Origin of the sequence: Streptomyces sp. SirexAA-E, from assembly GCF_000177195.2 — a bacterium.
Taxonomy (GTDB): Bacteria; Actinomycetota; Actinomycetes; order Streptomycetales; family Streptomycetaceae; genus Streptomyces; species Streptomyces flavovirens.
Map to the genome: position 1 here is coordinate 6,033,839 of NC_015953.1, position 14,374 is coordinate 6,048,212.

At 72.2% G+C, this 14,374-nt stretch carries 14 protein-coding genes; 2 read left to right on the forward strand and 12 right to left on the reverse strand.

Going from position 1 to position 14,374, the window contains the following annotated elements; genetic code table 11:
* Window positions 1–32: 32 nt before the first annotated feature.
* From SACTE_RS26515 to SACTE_RS26565, 11 genes are all read right to left on the reverse strand, one after another.
* Window positions 33–1,142 carry an aliphatic sulfonate ABC transporter substrate-binding protein gene (locus SACTE_RS26515; protein ID WP_014049098.1) on the reverse strand — a complete coding sequence of 370 codons (1,110 nt, stop codon included), beginning with the start codon at window positions 1,140–1,142 and terminating at the stop codon, window positions 33–35.
* Between the two features lie 236 nt (window positions 1,143–1,378).
* Window positions 1,379–2,722 (reverse strand): GTP-binding protein, encoded by a 1,344-nt coding sequence (locus tag SACTE_RS26525; protein WP_014049100.1) that lies wholly within the window; start codon window positions 2,720–2,722, stop codon window positions 1,379–1,381.
* A 202-nt stretch (window positions 2,723–2,924) separates the two neighbouring features.
* The gene (cysD, locus tag SACTE_RS26530) at window positions 2,925–3,860 is read right to left on the reverse strand and encodes a sulfate adenylyltransferase subunit CysD (RefSeq protein WP_014049101.1); all 936 of its coding nucleotides are present in this window, start codon (window positions 3,858–3,860) and stop codon (window positions 2,925–2,927) included.
* Window positions 3,857–4,402: an adenylyl-sulfate kinase gene (gene cysC, locus SACTE_RS26535; RefSeq protein WP_014049102.1), complete on the reverse strand. Its 546-nt coding sequence runs from the start codon at window positions 4,400–4,402 to the stop codon at window positions 3,857–3,859. Before cysC ends, cysD begins: the two co-directional genes overlap by 4 nt.
* Before the next feature lie 23 nt (window positions 4,403–4,425).
* Window positions 4,426–5,142, reverse strand: a complete 717-nt coding sequence (locus SACTE_RS26540; RefSeq protein WP_014049103.1) for a phosphoadenylyl-sulfate reductase — start codon at window positions 5,140–5,142, stop codon at window positions 4,426–4,428.
* The gene (locus tag SACTE_RS26545) at window positions 5,139–5,318 is read right to left on the reverse strand and encodes a hypothetical protein (protein WP_014049104.1); all 180 of its coding nucleotides are present in this window, start codon (window positions 5,316–5,318) and stop codon (window positions 5,139–5,141) included. The genes SACTE_RS26540 and SACTE_RS26545 overlap by 4 nt, the downstream gene beginning before the upstream one ends.
* The gene (locus tag SACTE_RS26550) at window positions 5,315–7,009 is read right to left on the reverse strand and encodes a nitrite/sulfite reductase (RefSeq protein ID WP_014049105.1); all 1,695 of its coding nucleotides are present in this window, start codon (window positions 7,007–7,009) and stop codon (window positions 5,315–5,317) included. The genes SACTE_RS26545 and SACTE_RS26550 overlap by 4 nt, the downstream gene beginning before the upstream one ends.
* 116 nt (window positions 7,010–7,125) lie before the next feature.
* Entirely contained in the window at window positions 7,126–7,209 is an 84-nt protein-coding gene (locus SACTE_RS35590; protein ID WP_310591794.1) for a putative leader peptide, read from the reverse strand.
* 136 nt (window positions 7,210–7,345) lie between these two features.
* Window positions 7,346–7,978, reverse strand: coding sequence for a GNAT family N-acetyltransferase (locus tag SACTE_RS26555; protein WP_014049106.1), 633 nt, complete (start codon window positions 7,976–7,978; stop codon window positions 7,346–7,348).
* 57 nt (window positions 7,979–8,035) lie between these two features.
* On the reverse strand, window positions 8,036–9,310 hold the full coding sequence (locus SACTE_RS26560) for a GAF domain-containing protein (RefSeq protein ID WP_014049107.1): 1,275 nt from the start codon (window positions 9,308–9,310) through the stop codon (window positions 8,036–8,038).
* A gap of 263 nt (window positions 9,311–9,573) precedes the next feature.
* Window positions 9,574–11,205, reverse strand: a complete 1,632-nt coding sequence (locus tag SACTE_RS26565; RefSeq protein ID WP_014049108.1) for an acyl-CoA dehydrogenase family protein — start codon at window positions 11,203–11,205, stop codon at window positions 9,574–9,576.
* A 17-nt stretch (window positions 11,206–11,222) separates the two neighbouring features.
* Between SACTE_RS26565 and SACTE_RS26570 the strand changes: the two genes are divergently transcribed.
* Together SACTE_RS26570 and SACTE_RS26575 are read left to right on the forward strand one after the other, a co-directional pair.
* Entirely contained in the window at window positions 11,223–12,422 is a 1,200-nt protein-coding gene (locus tag SACTE_RS26570) for a YihY/virulence factor BrkB family protein (RefSeq protein ID WP_014049109.1), read from the forward strand.
* An 18-nt stretch (window positions 12,423–12,440) separates the two neighbouring features.
* Window positions 12,441–13,205, forward strand: a complete 765-nt coding sequence (locus SACTE_RS26575) for a helix-turn-helix transcriptional regulator (RefSeq protein WP_014049110.1) — start codon at window positions 12,441–12,443, stop codon at window positions 13,203–13,205.
* Between the two features lie 26 nt (window positions 13,206–13,231).
* On the opposite strand, the gene SACTE_RS26580 is transcribed toward SACTE_RS26575, so the two are convergent.
* Window positions 13,232–14,335, reverse strand: a complete 1,104-nt coding sequence (locus SACTE_RS26580) for a peptidase C39 family protein (RefSeq protein WP_014049111.1) — start codon at window positions 14,333–14,335, stop codon at window positions 13,232–13,234.
* Window positions 14,336–14,374 lie beyond the last annotated feature (39 nt).

A 14,374-nucleotide genomic window follows, 5' to 3' on the forward strand; every position in this document is an offset into this window, starting at 1 on the left:
ATTCTCGGGAATCCGGTCGCGGGCAGGGTGGGCTACTTGACGCCGAGACCGGCGTCGGAGACCTCGGAGGCGCCCTCGGCCTTGAGGATCTTGTTCAGCGGCTTCAGGTCGTAGATGCCCTTGAGGTCCGGAGCCTCCAGCAGCCCGGCGCCCACGGCGTGCTGCGCCTGCGCGTCCAGGGTGCTGGCCAGCGGGTCATCGGTGATCTTGATGGATTCCCAGGCCGGGTCGAGGACCTCGGCGGGCAGGGCCTTGCCGCTCAGCTTCTCCAGCGCGGCGTTGGCCGAGGCCTTGGCCTTGTCGGAATTGGCGTTGATCCACTTGTTGGTGTTGACCGTGCCGCGCAGCACCGCCTCGACGACGTCCGGGTGCTCGGTGAGGAACTTCTGCGACACGATGATGTTCGTGATCACGAACTGGTCGTCCGGCCACAGCGTCGACTCGTCCAGCAGCACCTTCGCACCCTCGGAGACCAGCTTGGAAGCGGTCGGCTCCGGCACCCACGCGCCGTCCAGGGAACCGGACTTGTAGGCGTCCGGGGTCACCTTGTTGTCCGAGCGGACGACGGAGACGTCGCCCTTGCCGCTCTGCGCGTCGACCTTCCAGCCCTTCTCGGCTATCCAGTGCAGGAAGGCCACGTCCTGGGTGTTGCCGAGCTGCGGGGTGGCGATCTTCTTGCCCTTGAGATCGTCCGGCGTCTTGATCTTCTCCGGGTTGACGACCAGCTTCACGCCGCCGGAGGCCGAACCGCCGATGATGCGCAGGCTCTGGCCCTTGGACTTGGTGTACCCGTTGATCGAGGGGGAGGGGCCGATGAAGCCGATGTCGATCGAACCCGCGTTGAGCGCCTCGATCTCGGAGGGCCCGGCGTTGAACGTCGAGGGCTTCACCGAGGTGCTGCCCAGCTCCTTGGCGATGATGCCTTCCTGGATGCCGACCAGGGCGGTGGCGTGCGTGAGGTTCGGGAAGTAACCGATCTTCACGGTGTCGGTGGAGAGCTTCTTCCCTCCGGTGGAGACACTCTTGGTGTCCTCCTCCTTCGCGTCGGAGCCGTAGCCGCAGGCGGTGAGCGCCACGGCGAGCAGCGGCAGGGCGGCGGCGACGGCGATGCCGCGGCGAAGGGTGGTACGAGGGGCTGGCACGGGAGGTTTTCCTCTCGTCGGCCCGGTCTCACATCCCCCGATGGCGCGGAGGTGCGGCCGGGTCGTCGGCTGGTCGTCTTCGTCTGACACGGTGGTGCGGATGGTACGGGCGGGCGCGCAGGCAGTGCGCGTACGTCATGCCGCACATCGCCCGACCCCGCCCTGGCCGCTGCCGAGGGCGCCGCTGCCGACGCGGCCGCCCTCCTTCGCGAAGGTCGAGAAGAAGTCCGTCATCATCAGAAGTCCCACCCCGCGTCCTCGGCCGAGGTGTCCTCGGTGTCCTGGGCGTCCACGGCGGCGAACGAGGCGCCCGCCATGCCGGCCGTCAGCGTCGTACCGTCCGAGGGATCGATCAGCAGGAACGAGCCGGTGCGCCGGGAGGCCGCGTAGGCGTCGAGCGCGAGCGGCTCGGCGGTACGCACCACGACCCGGCCGATGTCGTTGGCGACCAGCTGCCCGGGGGCCGGGTGCTGGGAGAGGTCGTCCAGGGTGAGCCGCGACGGGATCTCCTTGACGATCGCCTTGACCGTGCGGGTGGTGTGCTTGAGCAGCACCCGGCGTCCGACGGTGAGCGGCTGGTCCGCCACATGGCAGACCGTCGCCTCGACGTCCTGGGTGGTGCCCGGCGCGTCGGCGCTCGGCGCGATCAGGTCGCCGCGCGAGATGTCCAGGTCGTCGGCGAGCCGCAGGGTGACGGACTGGGGGGCCCAGGCGACGTCGACGCTCTCCCCGAGCGCGTCGATCCCCGCGACGGTCGTCGTACGGCCCGACGGCAGGACGGTGACGCTCTCGCCGACCCGGAGCACACCGGAGGCGATCTGACCGGCGTACCCGCGGTAGTCGGGGTGCTCGGCCGTCTGCGGGCGGATGACGTACTGCACGGGGAAGCGGGCCGGGCACTCCGTCAGGTCGTGGCTGACCGGCACGGTCTCCAGGTGCTCCAGCACGGTCGGACCGCCGTACCAGTCCATGTGGGCGGAGGGCTCCACCACGTTGTCCCCGGCCAGCGCCGAGATCGGGATCGCCGTGATCTCCGGGACGCCCAGAGAGGCGGCGTACGCGGTGAACTCCTCGGCTGCCGCGGCGAAGACCGGCTCCGCGTAGTCCACCAGGTCCATCTTGTTGACGGCGAGGACGACGTGGGGGACGCGCAGGAGGGCGGCGACGGCGGCGTGGCGGCGGGTCTGTTCGACGACGCCGTTGCGGGCGTCGACGAGGACGACGGCCAGTTCGGCGGTGGAGGCGCCGGTGACCATGTTGCGGGTGTACTGCACGTGGCCGGGGGTGTCGGCGAGGATGAAGCGGCGGCGGGGCGTGGCGAAGTAGCGGTAGGCCACGTCGATGGTGATGCCCTGCTCGCGCTCGGCGCGCAGTCCGTCGGTCAGCAGCGCGAGGTCGGGGGTCTCCTGGCCGCGGTTGGTGGAGGCCAGGGTGACGGCTTCGAGCTGGTCGGTCAGGACGGACTTGGAGTCGTGCAGGAGGCGCCCGACGAGGGTGGACTTGCCGTCGTCGACGGAGCCGGCGGTGGCGAACCGCAGGAGGGTGGTGGCCGAGAGCTGCTCGGCGGTGCTGAGGGTCATGGCGGGCCTCTCGTGTGGCTCAGGCCGGGTCAGGGAGCGGGGTCCGGCGCCGTGGATCGCAAGGCGGAGGAGGGAGGCAGTCGGGGTCTCCCCTGCTCGAGCGAAGCCGAGAACTCGGGGACGGAGTCGTGGCGGGGAACGACGACGCGGCGGGGGGTGGCGCCAGGGCACGCGGGCCCGGCGTGACCCACCCGCGGTGCCCTCAGAAGTACCCCTCGCGCTTGCGGTCCTCCATCGCGGCCTCGGACATCTTGTCGTCGGCACGGGTGGCGCCGCGCTCGGTGAGCCGGGAGGCGGCGATCTCCGTGATCACGGCGTCCAGTGTGGTGGCGTCGGAGTCGACGGCGCCGGTGCAGGACATGTCGCCGACGGTGCGGTAGCGGACCTGGCGGGTCTCGACGCTCTCGTGGTCCTTGGGGCCGCCCCAGTCGCCGGCGGTGAGCCACATGCCGTTGCGGTCGAAGACCTCGCGGTCGTGCGCGAAGTAGATCTCGGGGAGCTCGATGCCCTCCCGGGCGATGTACTGCCAGACGTCGAGTTCGGTCCAGTTCGAGATCGGGAAGACGCGGACGTGTTCGCCGGGGGCGTGGCGGCCGTTGTAGAGCTGCCAGAGTTCGGGGCGCTGACGGCGGGGGTCCCACTGGGAGAACTCGTCGCGCAGGGAGAAGACGCGTTCCTTGGCGCGGGCCTTCTCCTCGTCGCGGCGGCCGCCGCCGAAGACGGCGTCGAAGCGGTGGTGCTGGATGGCCTCGGTGAGGGGGACCGTCTGGAGCGGGTTGCGGGTGCCGTCGGGGCGTTCACGCAGGGTGCCGGCGTCGATGTAGTCCTGGACGGAGGCGACGTGCAGGCGCAGTCCGTGCTTCTCGACGGTGCGGTCGCGGTAGGCGAGGACCTCGGGGAAGTTGTGCCCGGTGTCGACGTGCAGCAGGGAGAAGGGGATCGCGGCGGGGGCGAACGCCTTCAGCGCGAGGTGCAGCATCAGGATCGAGTCCTTGCCGCCGGAGAAGAGGATCACCGGCCGCTCGAACTCACCCGCCACCTCACGGAAGATGTGCACGGCCTCCGACTCCAGCGAGTCCAGGTGGCTGAGCGCGTACGGGTGGTCGGTGCCTTCCGGCACGGTGGTGACGGTGCTCACGCCAGGCCCCTCTCGGTGAGCAGCGCGTGCAGCGCCGCCGCGGACTCCTGCACGGTCTGCCGGTGCGATTCGATCCGCAGGTCCGGCGACTCGGGTGCCTCGTAGGGGTCGTCGACCCCGGTGAGACCACTGAGCTCACCCGCCGCCTGCTTGGCGTACAGCCCCTTCACGTCACGGACCGAGCACACCTCGACGGGCGTCGCGACGTGCACCTCCAGATACGTGGTGCCCTCGGCCAGATGGCGCTTGCGGACCGCGTCGCGGCTGTCGGCGTACGGGGCGATGACCGGGACGAGCACCTTCACACCGTGGGCCGCCAGCAGCCCGGCGACGAAGCCGATCCGCGCGACGTTGGTGTGCCGGTCCTCGCGGGAGAAGCCGAGGCCCGCGGAGAGGAACTCCCGGATCTCGTCGCCGTCCAGCACCTCGACCCGGTGACCCTCGCTCCGCAGCCGGCCGGCCAGCTCGTAGGCGAGGGTGGTCTTGCCCGCGCTCGGCAGACCGGTGAGCCACAGGGTGGCTCCCGTCTCCGTCACGCTCATCGGTATCTCCTGATCAGTCGTCATCAGCCGTGCAGCCCGCATTCCGTCTTGCCGCGCCCGGCCCATCGGCCGGCCCGGGCGTCCTCGCCCTCCAGCACCCGCCGGGTGCAGGGCGCGCAGCCGACGGAGGCGTAGCCGTCCATCAGCAGCGGGTTGGTCAGTACGCCGTGTTCGGCGACGTACGCGTCCACGTCGTCCTGCGTCCAGCGGGCGATCGGGGAGACCTTGACCTTGCGGCGCCTGCCGTCCCAGCCGACGACCGGGGTGTTCGCCCGGGTCGGGGACTCGTCGCGGCGCAGACCGGTCGCCCAGGCGGTGTACCCGGTCAGCCCCTCCTCGAGCGGCTCGACCTTGCGCAGCGCGCAGCACAGGTCGGGGTCGCGGTCGTGCAGCCTCGGTCCGTGCTCGGCGTCCTGCTCGGCCACCGAACGGCGCGGGGTCAGCGTGATGACGTTGACGTCCATCACGGCGTCGACCGCGTCGCGGGTGCCGATGGTCTCCTCGAAGTGGTAGCCGGTGTCGAGGAACACCACGTCCACACCGGGCAGCACCCGGGAGGCGAGGTGGGCGACGACCGCGTCCTCCATGGAGGAGGTGACGCAGAAGCGGGGGCCGAAGGTCTCGGTGGCCCACTTCAGGATGTCGAGCGCGGAGGCGTCCTCCAGCTCGCGCCCGGCCCGTTCGGCGAGCTCCCTCAGCTCCTCGTCCGCGAGCGTCGCGGTCTGCGGAGTGTCCGTCATGTCCCGTCCCCTTCCACGTCGTCGCGCTTCAGGCCCCGGGCCAGCAGGCCCAGGAACTTCAGCTGGAACGCGCGATTGCAGGAAGCACATTCCCAGGCGCCGTGCCCCGCCTCGTGCGGGCGCAGGTCCTCCTCGCCGCAGTACGGGCAGTGGAACGGCGCGGCTCGCTCGCTCATGACAGGGACTCCGCACCGGCGCGGGCCGCCCAGGCCGCGAAGCGCTCGCCGTCCTCGCGCTCCTCCTGGAACCTGCCGAGCACCCGCTCGACGTAGTCGGGGAGTTCGGCCGAGGTGACCTTCAGGCCGCGGACCTTGCGGCCGAAGCCGGCCTCCAGGCCCAGCGCTCCGCCCAGGTGTACCTGGTAGCCCTCGACCTGGTTGCCGTCGGCGTCCAGCATGAGCTGGCCCTTGAGCCCGATGTCCGCGGTCTGGATGCGGGCGCAGGCGTTGGGGCAGCCGTTGATGTTGATGGTGAGCGGCTCGTCGAAGTCCGGGAGGCGGCGCTCCAGTTCGTCGATGAGCGCGGCGCCGCGCGCCTTCGTCTCGACGATCGCCAGCTTGCAGAACTCGATCCCGGTGCAGGCCATCGTGCCGCGCCGGAACGGGGAGGGATGGACCTGGAAGTCCAGCGCCTCCAGTCCGGCGGTCAGCGACTCGACCCGGTCCTGCTCCACGTCGAGGATGATCATCTTCTGCTCGACGGTGGTCCGCACCCGGCCCGATCCGTGCTCCTCGGCCAGCTCCGCGATCTTGGCCAGGGTGGAGCCGTCCACCCGGCCGACGCGCGGGGCGAAGCCCACGTAGTACCGGCCGTCCTGCTGGCGGTGGACGCCGATGTGGTCGCGCCAGCGGGAGGAGGGCTCGGCGGGGGCGGGACCGTCCAGCAGCGGGCGCTTCAGGTACTCGTCCTCCAGCACCTGGCGGAACTTGACCGGACCCCAGTCGGCCATCAGGAACTTCAGGCGGGCGCGGGTGCGCAGCCGGCGGTAGCCGTAGTCCCGGAAGATGCCGACGACACCGGCCCAGACATCGGCGACCTCGTCCAACGGCACCCAGGCGCCCAGGCGTTCGGCCAGTCGCGGGTTGGTGGAGAGCCCGCCGCCGACCCACAGGTCGAAGCCGGGGCCGTGCTCGGGGTGCTCCACGCCGACGAACGCGATGTCGTTGATCTCGTGCACCACGTCCTGCACGGGCGAACCCGAGATCGCGGTCTTGAACTTGCGCGGCAGGTTGGAGAACTCCGGGCTGCCGATGTACCGCTCGTGGATCTCCTCCACGGCGGGGGTGCCGTCGATGATCTCGTCCGCGGCGATACCGGCCACCGGTGAGCCGATGATGACGCGCGGGCAGTCGCCGCAGGCCTCGGTGGTGGAGAGCCCGACGGCCTCCAGCTTCTCCCAGATCGCCGGGACGTCCTCGATGCGGACCCAGTGCATCTGGACGTTCTGCCGGTCGGTGATGTCGGCGGTGCCCCGCGCGTACTGCTCGGACACCTCGCCGATCGCCCGGAGCTGAGCGGTCGTCAGCCTTCCGCCGTCGATGCGCACCCGCATCATGAAGTAGCGGTCGTCCAGCTCCTCCGGCTCCAGCACCGCGGTCTTGCCGCCGTCGATGCCGGGCTTGCGCTGGGTGTACAGGCCCCACCAGCGCATGCGCCCGCGCAGGTCGTTGGGGTCGATCGAGTCGAAGCCGCGCTTGGAGTAGATCGTCTCAATGCGTGTCCGCACGTTGAGACTGTCGTCGTCCTTCTTGAACTGCTCGTTCCCGTTGAGCGGAGTGAAGTGTCCCATGGCCCACTGGCCCTCGCCACGGTGCCGTCCGGCCTTGCGGCGGGGCGTGGCGGTAGCAGGCTGTTCGGTGCTGGCCATGGCAAATACGTCCTTCGGGACTGCAGGAGGGCGGCTTTGAACTGCACACTCGCGTGAGGCGCGGCGGTGCGCAGGAGGGTGGTGCGGAGAAGGGTTCGCGGCGGTGCTGGAAGCTCTCAGCGGGCCGGACAGATGGCGCTGGACATGCGGCCGAGGTCGACGTGCCGCCGACTCACCAAGGCAATTCCAGTTCCAGACATGACGGAAGCGTGTCACGCGCATCTCGGGCCAGTCCACCACGATCCATCATGTGGACGACATGGTCCCGCTATATGAGACGATGTGGTGCCGGTCACTCCGGTAGGTCGACAAAGCGACTCGACCGGGTCGTGTGGCTCAGGCGCCGGGAGCCGGATCGTGAGCGGGGGACGGGAACGCACCGGGCCAGGGACCGGGCGGCGCCGCGGCGGACCCGTGCTCGGTCCGGGTGTCGAAGAGCCGGAACCCCCGGCGCAGGTAGTTGTCCATGGCGTGCGGGCCGTCGTCGGAGCAGGTGTGCACCCACACCCGGGTGGTCGGCGCCCGGCCCCGGTGCCGCTCGGCCAGGTCCCAGGCACGGGCCGCCCCGTACGACAGGAGGTGGCCGCCGATCCGGCGGCCCCGGAAGGCCGGGATCAGCCCGAAGTACGCGATCTCGACCACGCCGCCGTCCTGGGCGTCGAGCTCGATGAATCCGGCGGGCGTCCCTCTCTCGTACGCCACCCAGGTCTCGGCGCCCGGCCGTCGGAGGATCTCCTGCCACTGGGCGTACGACAGCCCGAGCCGGTCGGTCCACCGGATGTCCCCGCCGACGGCCGTGTACAGGAACCGGCTGAACTCCGGCAGCGGTGTCACGGACCGCACGATCCGAACGTCGTCGGCCGCGGCGGCGGCCGGACGCAGATCGGAGGGGGAGGTCTGTTCCAGGGACCAGACCGTCACCTCGGGGGCGGCCGCGGCGGAGGTGACGGGGCTCGTGGCGTTGCTCATGGCCGCCAGAAAACCACGCCGCCCTCCCGCACCGCACACCGGGCCACCCGACATGCCTCAGACCGGCCCCGCGTTCGTCCGCGCCCTGACCACCACCGGGGCCGTCGAGCGGGGCAGCAGGTCCGCCGGGTGGGCGGGGTGGACCACCTCCACCTCGACCCCCTCGCCGAAGCGGTACGGGCGGTGGGCGAGCACCTCCGCCAGGTGGCGGCGCATCCGTGAGATCTCGGCCCGCACCGTCACCGTCCTGGTGGCGTCGCCGAAGACGTCCTCGGCCAACTCCGCGGCGGTACGCCCCTCCCGGCGCAGGGCGAGCGCGTACAGCAGCTCCGCGTGACGCGGCGAGAGCTTCACCGTCCAGGTGCCCACCGGCCCCGCCACGTGCGCCACCAGTGCCCGCTCACGGCTCAGGTCGAGCACCACCCGGCGCGGCGGCGCCTCGGCGTGGCCCTCGGACACCTGCACCAGCCAGCCGCCCGGCAACGGCTCCACCCGGCACATCCCGAGCGAGGCCAGCCACACCCGGCCGGGCCGCAACGACTTCGGCAGCGGCAGCCGGTCCACCGGCGGCATCCCGCTCACGGCCGCCAGCCACCCGTGGGAGTCCACCGCCAGCGCCCGGCCGGCCAGCCGGCACAGGATCGGCGCGGCCACCGACCGCAGCCGCTCGATCGCGACCAGGTGCCGGGCCCGCAGCTCGCTCTCCGCGAGCGCCGCCACCGAACCGACCAGGGCGAGCGTCGTGGGATGGAAGGTGGACGCCGGGCCGCTGATGTCCACGATGCCCATCAGCCGGCCGTCCCGCGGGTCCCGTACCGGGGCCGCCGCACAGGTCCAGCCGTGCAGCGCGCGGATGAAGTGCTCAGCCGAGTGGACCTGGACGGGGACACGGGTGGCGAGCGCGGTCCCGATCGCGTTCGTCCCGGTCGTCGTCTCCGACCAGGCGGCCCCCTCCTCCAGACAGATGTCCTTCGCCAGGCGCATCACCGCCGCGTGGCCCTGACGCCACAGCACCCGGCCCTCCGGGTCGGTGACGACGAGGATCTGCTGGGCCGCGTCGGCGATGGTCGCCAGCCCGTCCCGCAGCAACGGCATCACCTCACCGAGCGCGGAGCTGCGGCGCCGGTGCTCGATCTCGTCCGTCTCCAGCAGCTCGCTCTCCGGTGACTGCTCGGGATCGACACCGCTGCGCAGCACCCGTTCCCAGGACGCGTCGATCTCGGCCCGCGGCGCCGGCACGGTGCGGTCGCCCGCCAGCCGGGCCTCCCGGGCCCGGTGGACCAGACGGACCGGGTCCGAGGCGGCGGGCCCGACGACGGGACGTGTTTCCATGACCGGTTCCCCCAAGACGATGCGTGGCCCGCTCCGGAAGTGAGCTACCCGGCCCCGCCCCCATCCTGCCGCCCCGGAACCCCCTCCACCTGGCACTCCGCACATCGGGTGCAACCCTTTGCAACTCTGGTGACCGGCCGCCGACCGTACGAGAGTGGCGGGACACCACGCGGCGGGGTCACCGACGCCACCGTGCGGTGCGCACAAGCGTGGAGGGTGGTGCCGTGTCGGCGCAGCATCACCCTCCTTCGTTTGCCCGCGTCCTACGCCACCCGGGCCCGCTCCACGACCGAGGCCAGGTCCAGGGTGTGCGGCAGCGTCCCGAAGGCCGCGCCCCAGTCCCCGCCCAGCCGTGAGGCGCAGAACGCGTCCGCGACCTCCGGCGGCGCCCAGCGCAGCAGCAGCGACCCCTGGAGCACCAGCGCCATGCGCTCCACCAGCCGCCGGGCCCGCGCCTCGACGGCGTCCAGGTCCGCCAGCTCCGTCAGCAGGTCCTTGATCGCCGCGTCGAGCCGGTGGTCGGCACCCCGCGCCCTGCCCACCTCCCGGAGGAAGGCGTCGAGCGCCTGCGGCTCACGCCGCAGCGCCCGCAGCACGTCGAGCGCCTGGACGTTGCCCGAGCCCTCCCAGATCGAGTTGAGCGGCGCCTCCCGCAGCAGCCGGGGCATCCCCGACTCCTCGACGTACCCGTTGCCGCCCAGGCACTCCAGCGCCTCGCCGACGACCGCCGTGCACCGCTTGGTCACCCAGTACTTGGCGGTCGGCACCGCGATCCTCAGGAAGGCCCGCTCCTGCTCGGTGTCCGCGTCGTACGCGGCCGCCAGCCGCAGCCCGAGCGTCGTCGCCGCCTCCGACTCCAGGGCCAGATCGGCCAGCACGTTGCGCATCAGCGGCTTGTCGACCAGCAGACCGCCGAACGCGCTGCGGTGCGCGCTGTGGTGGATCGCCTGCGTCACCGCCTGCCGCATCAGCGCCGCCGAACCCACCACGCAGTCCAGCCGGGTGGCCGCCACCATCTCGATGATGGTGCGCACCCCCCGCCCCTCCTCGCCGACCCGGCGGGCCCAGGTCCCGTCGAACTCGACCTCGGCCGAGGCGTTGGACCGGTTGCCCAGCTTGTCCTTGAGCCGCTGGATCGCGAAGACGTTCCTGGTGCCGTCCGGCAGGACCCGGGGCACCAGGAAGCAGCTCAGCCCGCCCGGCGCCTGCGCCAGCACGAGGAAACCGTCGGACATGGGCGCCGAGCAGAACCACTTGTGACCGGTCAGCAGGTACTCGCCGTCACCGCCCAGCGGCTCGGCCCGGGTGGTGTTGGACCGTACGTCGGTCCCGCCCTGCTTCTCCGTCATGCCCATCCCGAAGAGCGCCCCGGCCTTCCGCCGGGCGGGCCGCAGCCCCTCCTCGTAGATGTGCGAGGTCAGCAGCGGCTCCCACTCGGCGGCCAGCGCCGGGTCGGTGCGAAGCGCCGGGACCGCCGCGTGCGTCATGGACAGCGGGCAGCCGTGACCGGCCTCGACCTGCGTCCACACCAGGAAGCCCGCCGCCCTCCGCACGTGCCCGCCGGGCCTGCCCCAGGCGTCGGTGAGGCCGGCCGACACCGCGTGCCCGAGCAGCCGGTGCCAGGCCGGGTGGAACTCCACCTCGTCCAGGCGGTGCCCGTACCGGTCGTGCGTCCGCAGCCGCGGCGGGTTCTCGTTCGCCTGCGCACCCCATGTCTGGGCCTGGGCGGAACCGGCCGAGAGCCCGAGAGCCTCCAGCTCCCCGCGGGCCTCGGGGAGGATCGAGGGCTCCAGATGCCGCTCCACGGCCTCGGTCAGCGCCCGGTCGCGGGCGAAGACGTCATAGCCGACCAGCGGCGGTACCTGGTTGGTCACTGTGTGGGTGGTTGCTGCCATGCCGATACGGTAAAGAGGTGCAGGCAGCAAATGAAACACCCGAGCGCCCGTCGGGCCGGCTCCACCGGGCGCGCGTCCTCTACCGCAACGTGTCCAAGCGGCAGATGGCATGGCGATTGATCAAGGACACCGTCAACTCGTGCATGGAGTACCGCATTCTCGGTCTCGCCGCCGAGGCCGCGTTCTTCACCCTGCTGTCCCTGCCCCCGTTGCTGCTCGGCCTGATCGGGCTGCTCGGCTACGTCGACGAGTGGACGTCCACGACCACGGTCGCCTCCATCGAGCGCAACATCCTGAGCGCCGTGCAGACCGTGCTCTCCGAGCGCGGCGTCAACGACATCGCCAAACCGCTGCTGGAGGACGTCACCACCGGGGCGCGCCCCGACGTCATCTCCATCGGGTTCGCGATCGCCCTCTGGTCGGGCTCCCGCGCGGTCAACGTCTTCATCGAGACCATCACCGTGATGTACGGACTCGACGGGCACCGCGGCATCGTCAAGACCCGGCTGCTCGCCTTCCTGCTGTACGTGGTCGCTCTGGTGCTCGGGTCCGTGGTGCTGCCGCTGCTGGTCGTCGGGCCGGACCGGGTGGTTGAGTTCGTCCCGTGGGGCACCGAACTCCTCGCCGTCCTGTACTGGCCGCTGGTCATCGTGCTGTCCATCGCGTTCCTGACGACGCTGTACCACGTGTCCGTGCCCGTGCGTTCACCCTGGATGGAGGACGTACCGGGCGCGCTCGTGGCCCTGGCGATGTGGGTGCTGGGCAGCTTCCTGCTCCGTATCTACCTCACGAGCACGGTGGAAGGACCCACGATCTACGGCTCCTTGGCCGCGCCGATCGCCGTCCTGCTCTGGATAGGGATCTCCGCATTCGCCGTGCTGGTGGGCGCCGCGGTCAACGCGGCGATCGACCGCGTCTGGCCGTCCCTCGCCACGGCCGCGGCCCGCGCCGCCACCGAGCGCGCCCGCGCCGCGCAGGCCGCCGAACTCGTCGCGCGGGCCCAGGCGGCGCACTGGGAGGCCTACGCGGACGACGAGGAGGAGGACGACGTCTCCATACCGTCCGAGTTCCCCGAGCGCTGGTCGCGCTTCCTGCCCCCGGACGACGTGAAGGCCCGGCTGCACGCGGGCCGCGACCCGAAGGACACCAGGGACACCGGCAAGAGCCCCCGGGCCGGCAAGGACGAGAAGGACACCGGGGACAGCCGGGAGGGATGAACCCGTAGCGTGGAATCCATGGACGCGCGGTACGAGGAACGGGCCTCGCGGCTCGGCGGTGCGGTCGTCTGGACATGGACCGGCCCACGCGGCCCGGCCCGGCCCGTGCTGCCGGACGGCTGCATGGACCTGCTCCTGTGGGGTGGCACGCTCGTGGTGGCGGGCCCCGACACCCACGCGTTCACCCCCCAGGATGCGGACGGTACGGGGGACGCGAGCTGCGCCGGCATCCGCTTCGCCCCCGGCACCGCGCCCGCGCTCCTGGGCGTACCGGCACGGGAGCTGCGCGACCGTCGGGTCCCGCTCGACGCGCTCTGGCCGGGTGCCCGCGTCCGCAGGCTCACCGAACGGATCGACGCGGCAGCCGACCCGGTCGCAGCGCTGGAGGAGGCCGCGCTGCGGCGGGCGGCAGGCGCACAGGCCCCGGACCCGCTGACGGCGGCCGTCGCCGCGGGGCTGCGACAGGGCCGCTCCGTCGGCGAGGTGGCCCGGGCGGTCGGCCTGGGCGCCAGGCAGCTGCACCGCCGCTCACTGGCCGCGTTCGGCTACGGCCCCAAGACACTCGCCAGGATCCTGCGGTTGCAGCGCGCCCTCGCCCTCGTACGGACCGGGACGGCGTACGCGGACGCGGCGTACGCCGTCGGCTGCACCGATCAGGCACACCTGGCCCGGGAGGTGCGGGAGCTGACCGGGACGACGCTCGGCGGCTACCTCGCGGGGATCGGCCACGGAGCCGAGGACGCGAGGAGCGGGACGGCGCAGCCGTCGGGGGACGGCAGGTAGGGGCCCGCCCGAGGTCCGGGAGGGGCTCATGCGCCTGCCGGTGCCGCAGAGGACGCGCCGTGCGGCGGGCGGCCGATGGTCACGGCACCGTGGAAGCCGTCCGCCGAGACGGCCGACATGGTGTCGAGGGAGGGGTCGGGGACGGGCAGGAGGTGGGCGTCCACCCAGGTGTCCCCGGCGACCGCGTGGGCCCACGGGTCCTCGATCACCACGGCGCCGGGCACGGCGCCGTGGCAGAGCACCCAGTGCGGCACGTCGAACCCCAGCATCCCGGCGAGCGAGACCAGGAGCAGCACGTGCTCCCGACGGCCGATCGCGTCCCGGATCGCGGTGGAGGAGAGGGGGCGCGGGTCGATCGGGAGGCCGATCCGCCCGGCCTCCGTGCGCGAGGCGTCCTGGAGCAGGGCACGCCACTCCTGCTCGTCCTCGGGGAAGTGGTCGAGCAGGACGGCCCGGTCCGTGTCGAGGTGGACGGTGACGGGCGACGACGGCCACGCCCGGCGCACGGCGACGCCGAGTCCGACGGGCTCGCACGAGGGGAAGTTGGTCGCGTCGCGCCAGAAGGTCAGCTCCGCCCGGCGGTCGAGCGCCTCCGGCGACAGCGTCCCCGCGTGCGCCTGGGCGACCAGGGCGGTGACGGCGCCGCACGTGAAGTGGGTCGTCTGCCCGTAGTACGGGGGTTCGGTCCCGGCGCCGTCGCACAGCCAGCGGACGTACCCGGCGTCGGGCCCCGCCCCGTCCCCGGCCGGCGCGAGCGGGGGAGCGAGCGGGGTGAAGCCGGCGGCCGCGGCGGTCTCCGGGCTCGCCGTCCACCCTTCCCACTTGACCTGCACGAGCCCTCGGTCGCGTGCGTGCGCGACGACGGCCCGGACGACCGCCGGCACGTCACCGACGGCGTCGACGATCTTCAGGTAGGCCGTGTGCGGGCGTGCCGTCACGAGCGCGGCGCCGATCCAGCCGGCACCGTCCTCACCCGGGACGGCCACGACACGGGGGGTGTGGGCGGAGCGGTCGACCGCGCGCCAGCGCTCCGGCACCTCGTGACCGAGCCGCTTCAGCCCGGCCGGCTCCGTGCCGGGTCCGAACGGGACGACGACGCTCTTCACGGGCGTTTCCTGCTGAGACGGCATTCCGGCGCTCCTGGGGGTCGGACGGGTGACAAAGAGAGG

Excerpts from the sequence above, each read along its gene's own strand:
- SACTE_RS26565 (WP_014049108.1), bottom strand. The coding sequence starts at position 11,205 with ATGGCAGCAACCACCCACACAGTGACCAACCAGGTACCGCCGCTGGTC.
- SACTE_RS26575 (WP_014049110.1), top strand. The coding sequence starts at position 12,441 with ATGGACGCGCGGTACGAGGAACGGGCCTCGCGGCTCGGCGGTGCGGTC.
- SACTE_RS26560 (WP_014049107.1), bottom strand. The coding sequence starts at position 9,310 with ATGGAAACACGTCCCGTCGTCGGGCCCGCCGCCTCGGACCCGGTCCGT.
- SACTE_RS26555 (WP_014049106.1), bottom strand. The coding sequence starts at position 7,978 with ATGAGCAACGCCACGAGCCCCGTCACCTCCGCCGCGGCCGCCCCCGAG.
- SACTE_RS26545 (WP_014049104.1), bottom strand. The coding sequence starts at position 5,318 with ATGAGCGAGCGAGCCGCGCCGTTCCACTGCCCGTACTGCGGCGAGGAG.
- cysC (WP_014049102.1), bottom strand. The coding sequence starts at position 4,402 with ATGAGCGTGACGGAGACGGGAGCCACCCTGTGGCTCACCGGTCTGCCG.
- SACTE_RS35590 (WP_310591794.1), bottom strand. The coding sequence starts at position 7,209 with ATGTCTGGAACTGGAATTGCCTTGGTGAGTCGGCGGCACGTCGACCTC.
- SACTE_RS26540 (WP_014049103.1), bottom strand. The coding sequence starts at position 5,142 with ATGACGGACACTCCGCAGACCGCGACGCTCGCGGACGAGGAGCTGAGG.
- SACTE_RS26550 (WP_014049105.1), bottom strand. The coding sequence starts at position 7,009 with ATGGCCAGCACCGAACAGCCTGCTACCGCCACGCCCCGCCGCAAGGCC.
- SACTE_RS26580 (WP_014049111.1), bottom strand. The coding sequence starts at position 14,335 with ATGCCGTCTCAGCAGGAAACGCCCGTGAAGAGCGTCGTCGTCCCGTTC.
- SACTE_RS26525 (WP_014049100.1), bottom strand. The coding sequence starts at position 2,722 with ATGACCCTCAGCACCGCCGAGCAGCTCTCGGCCACCACCCTCCTGCGG.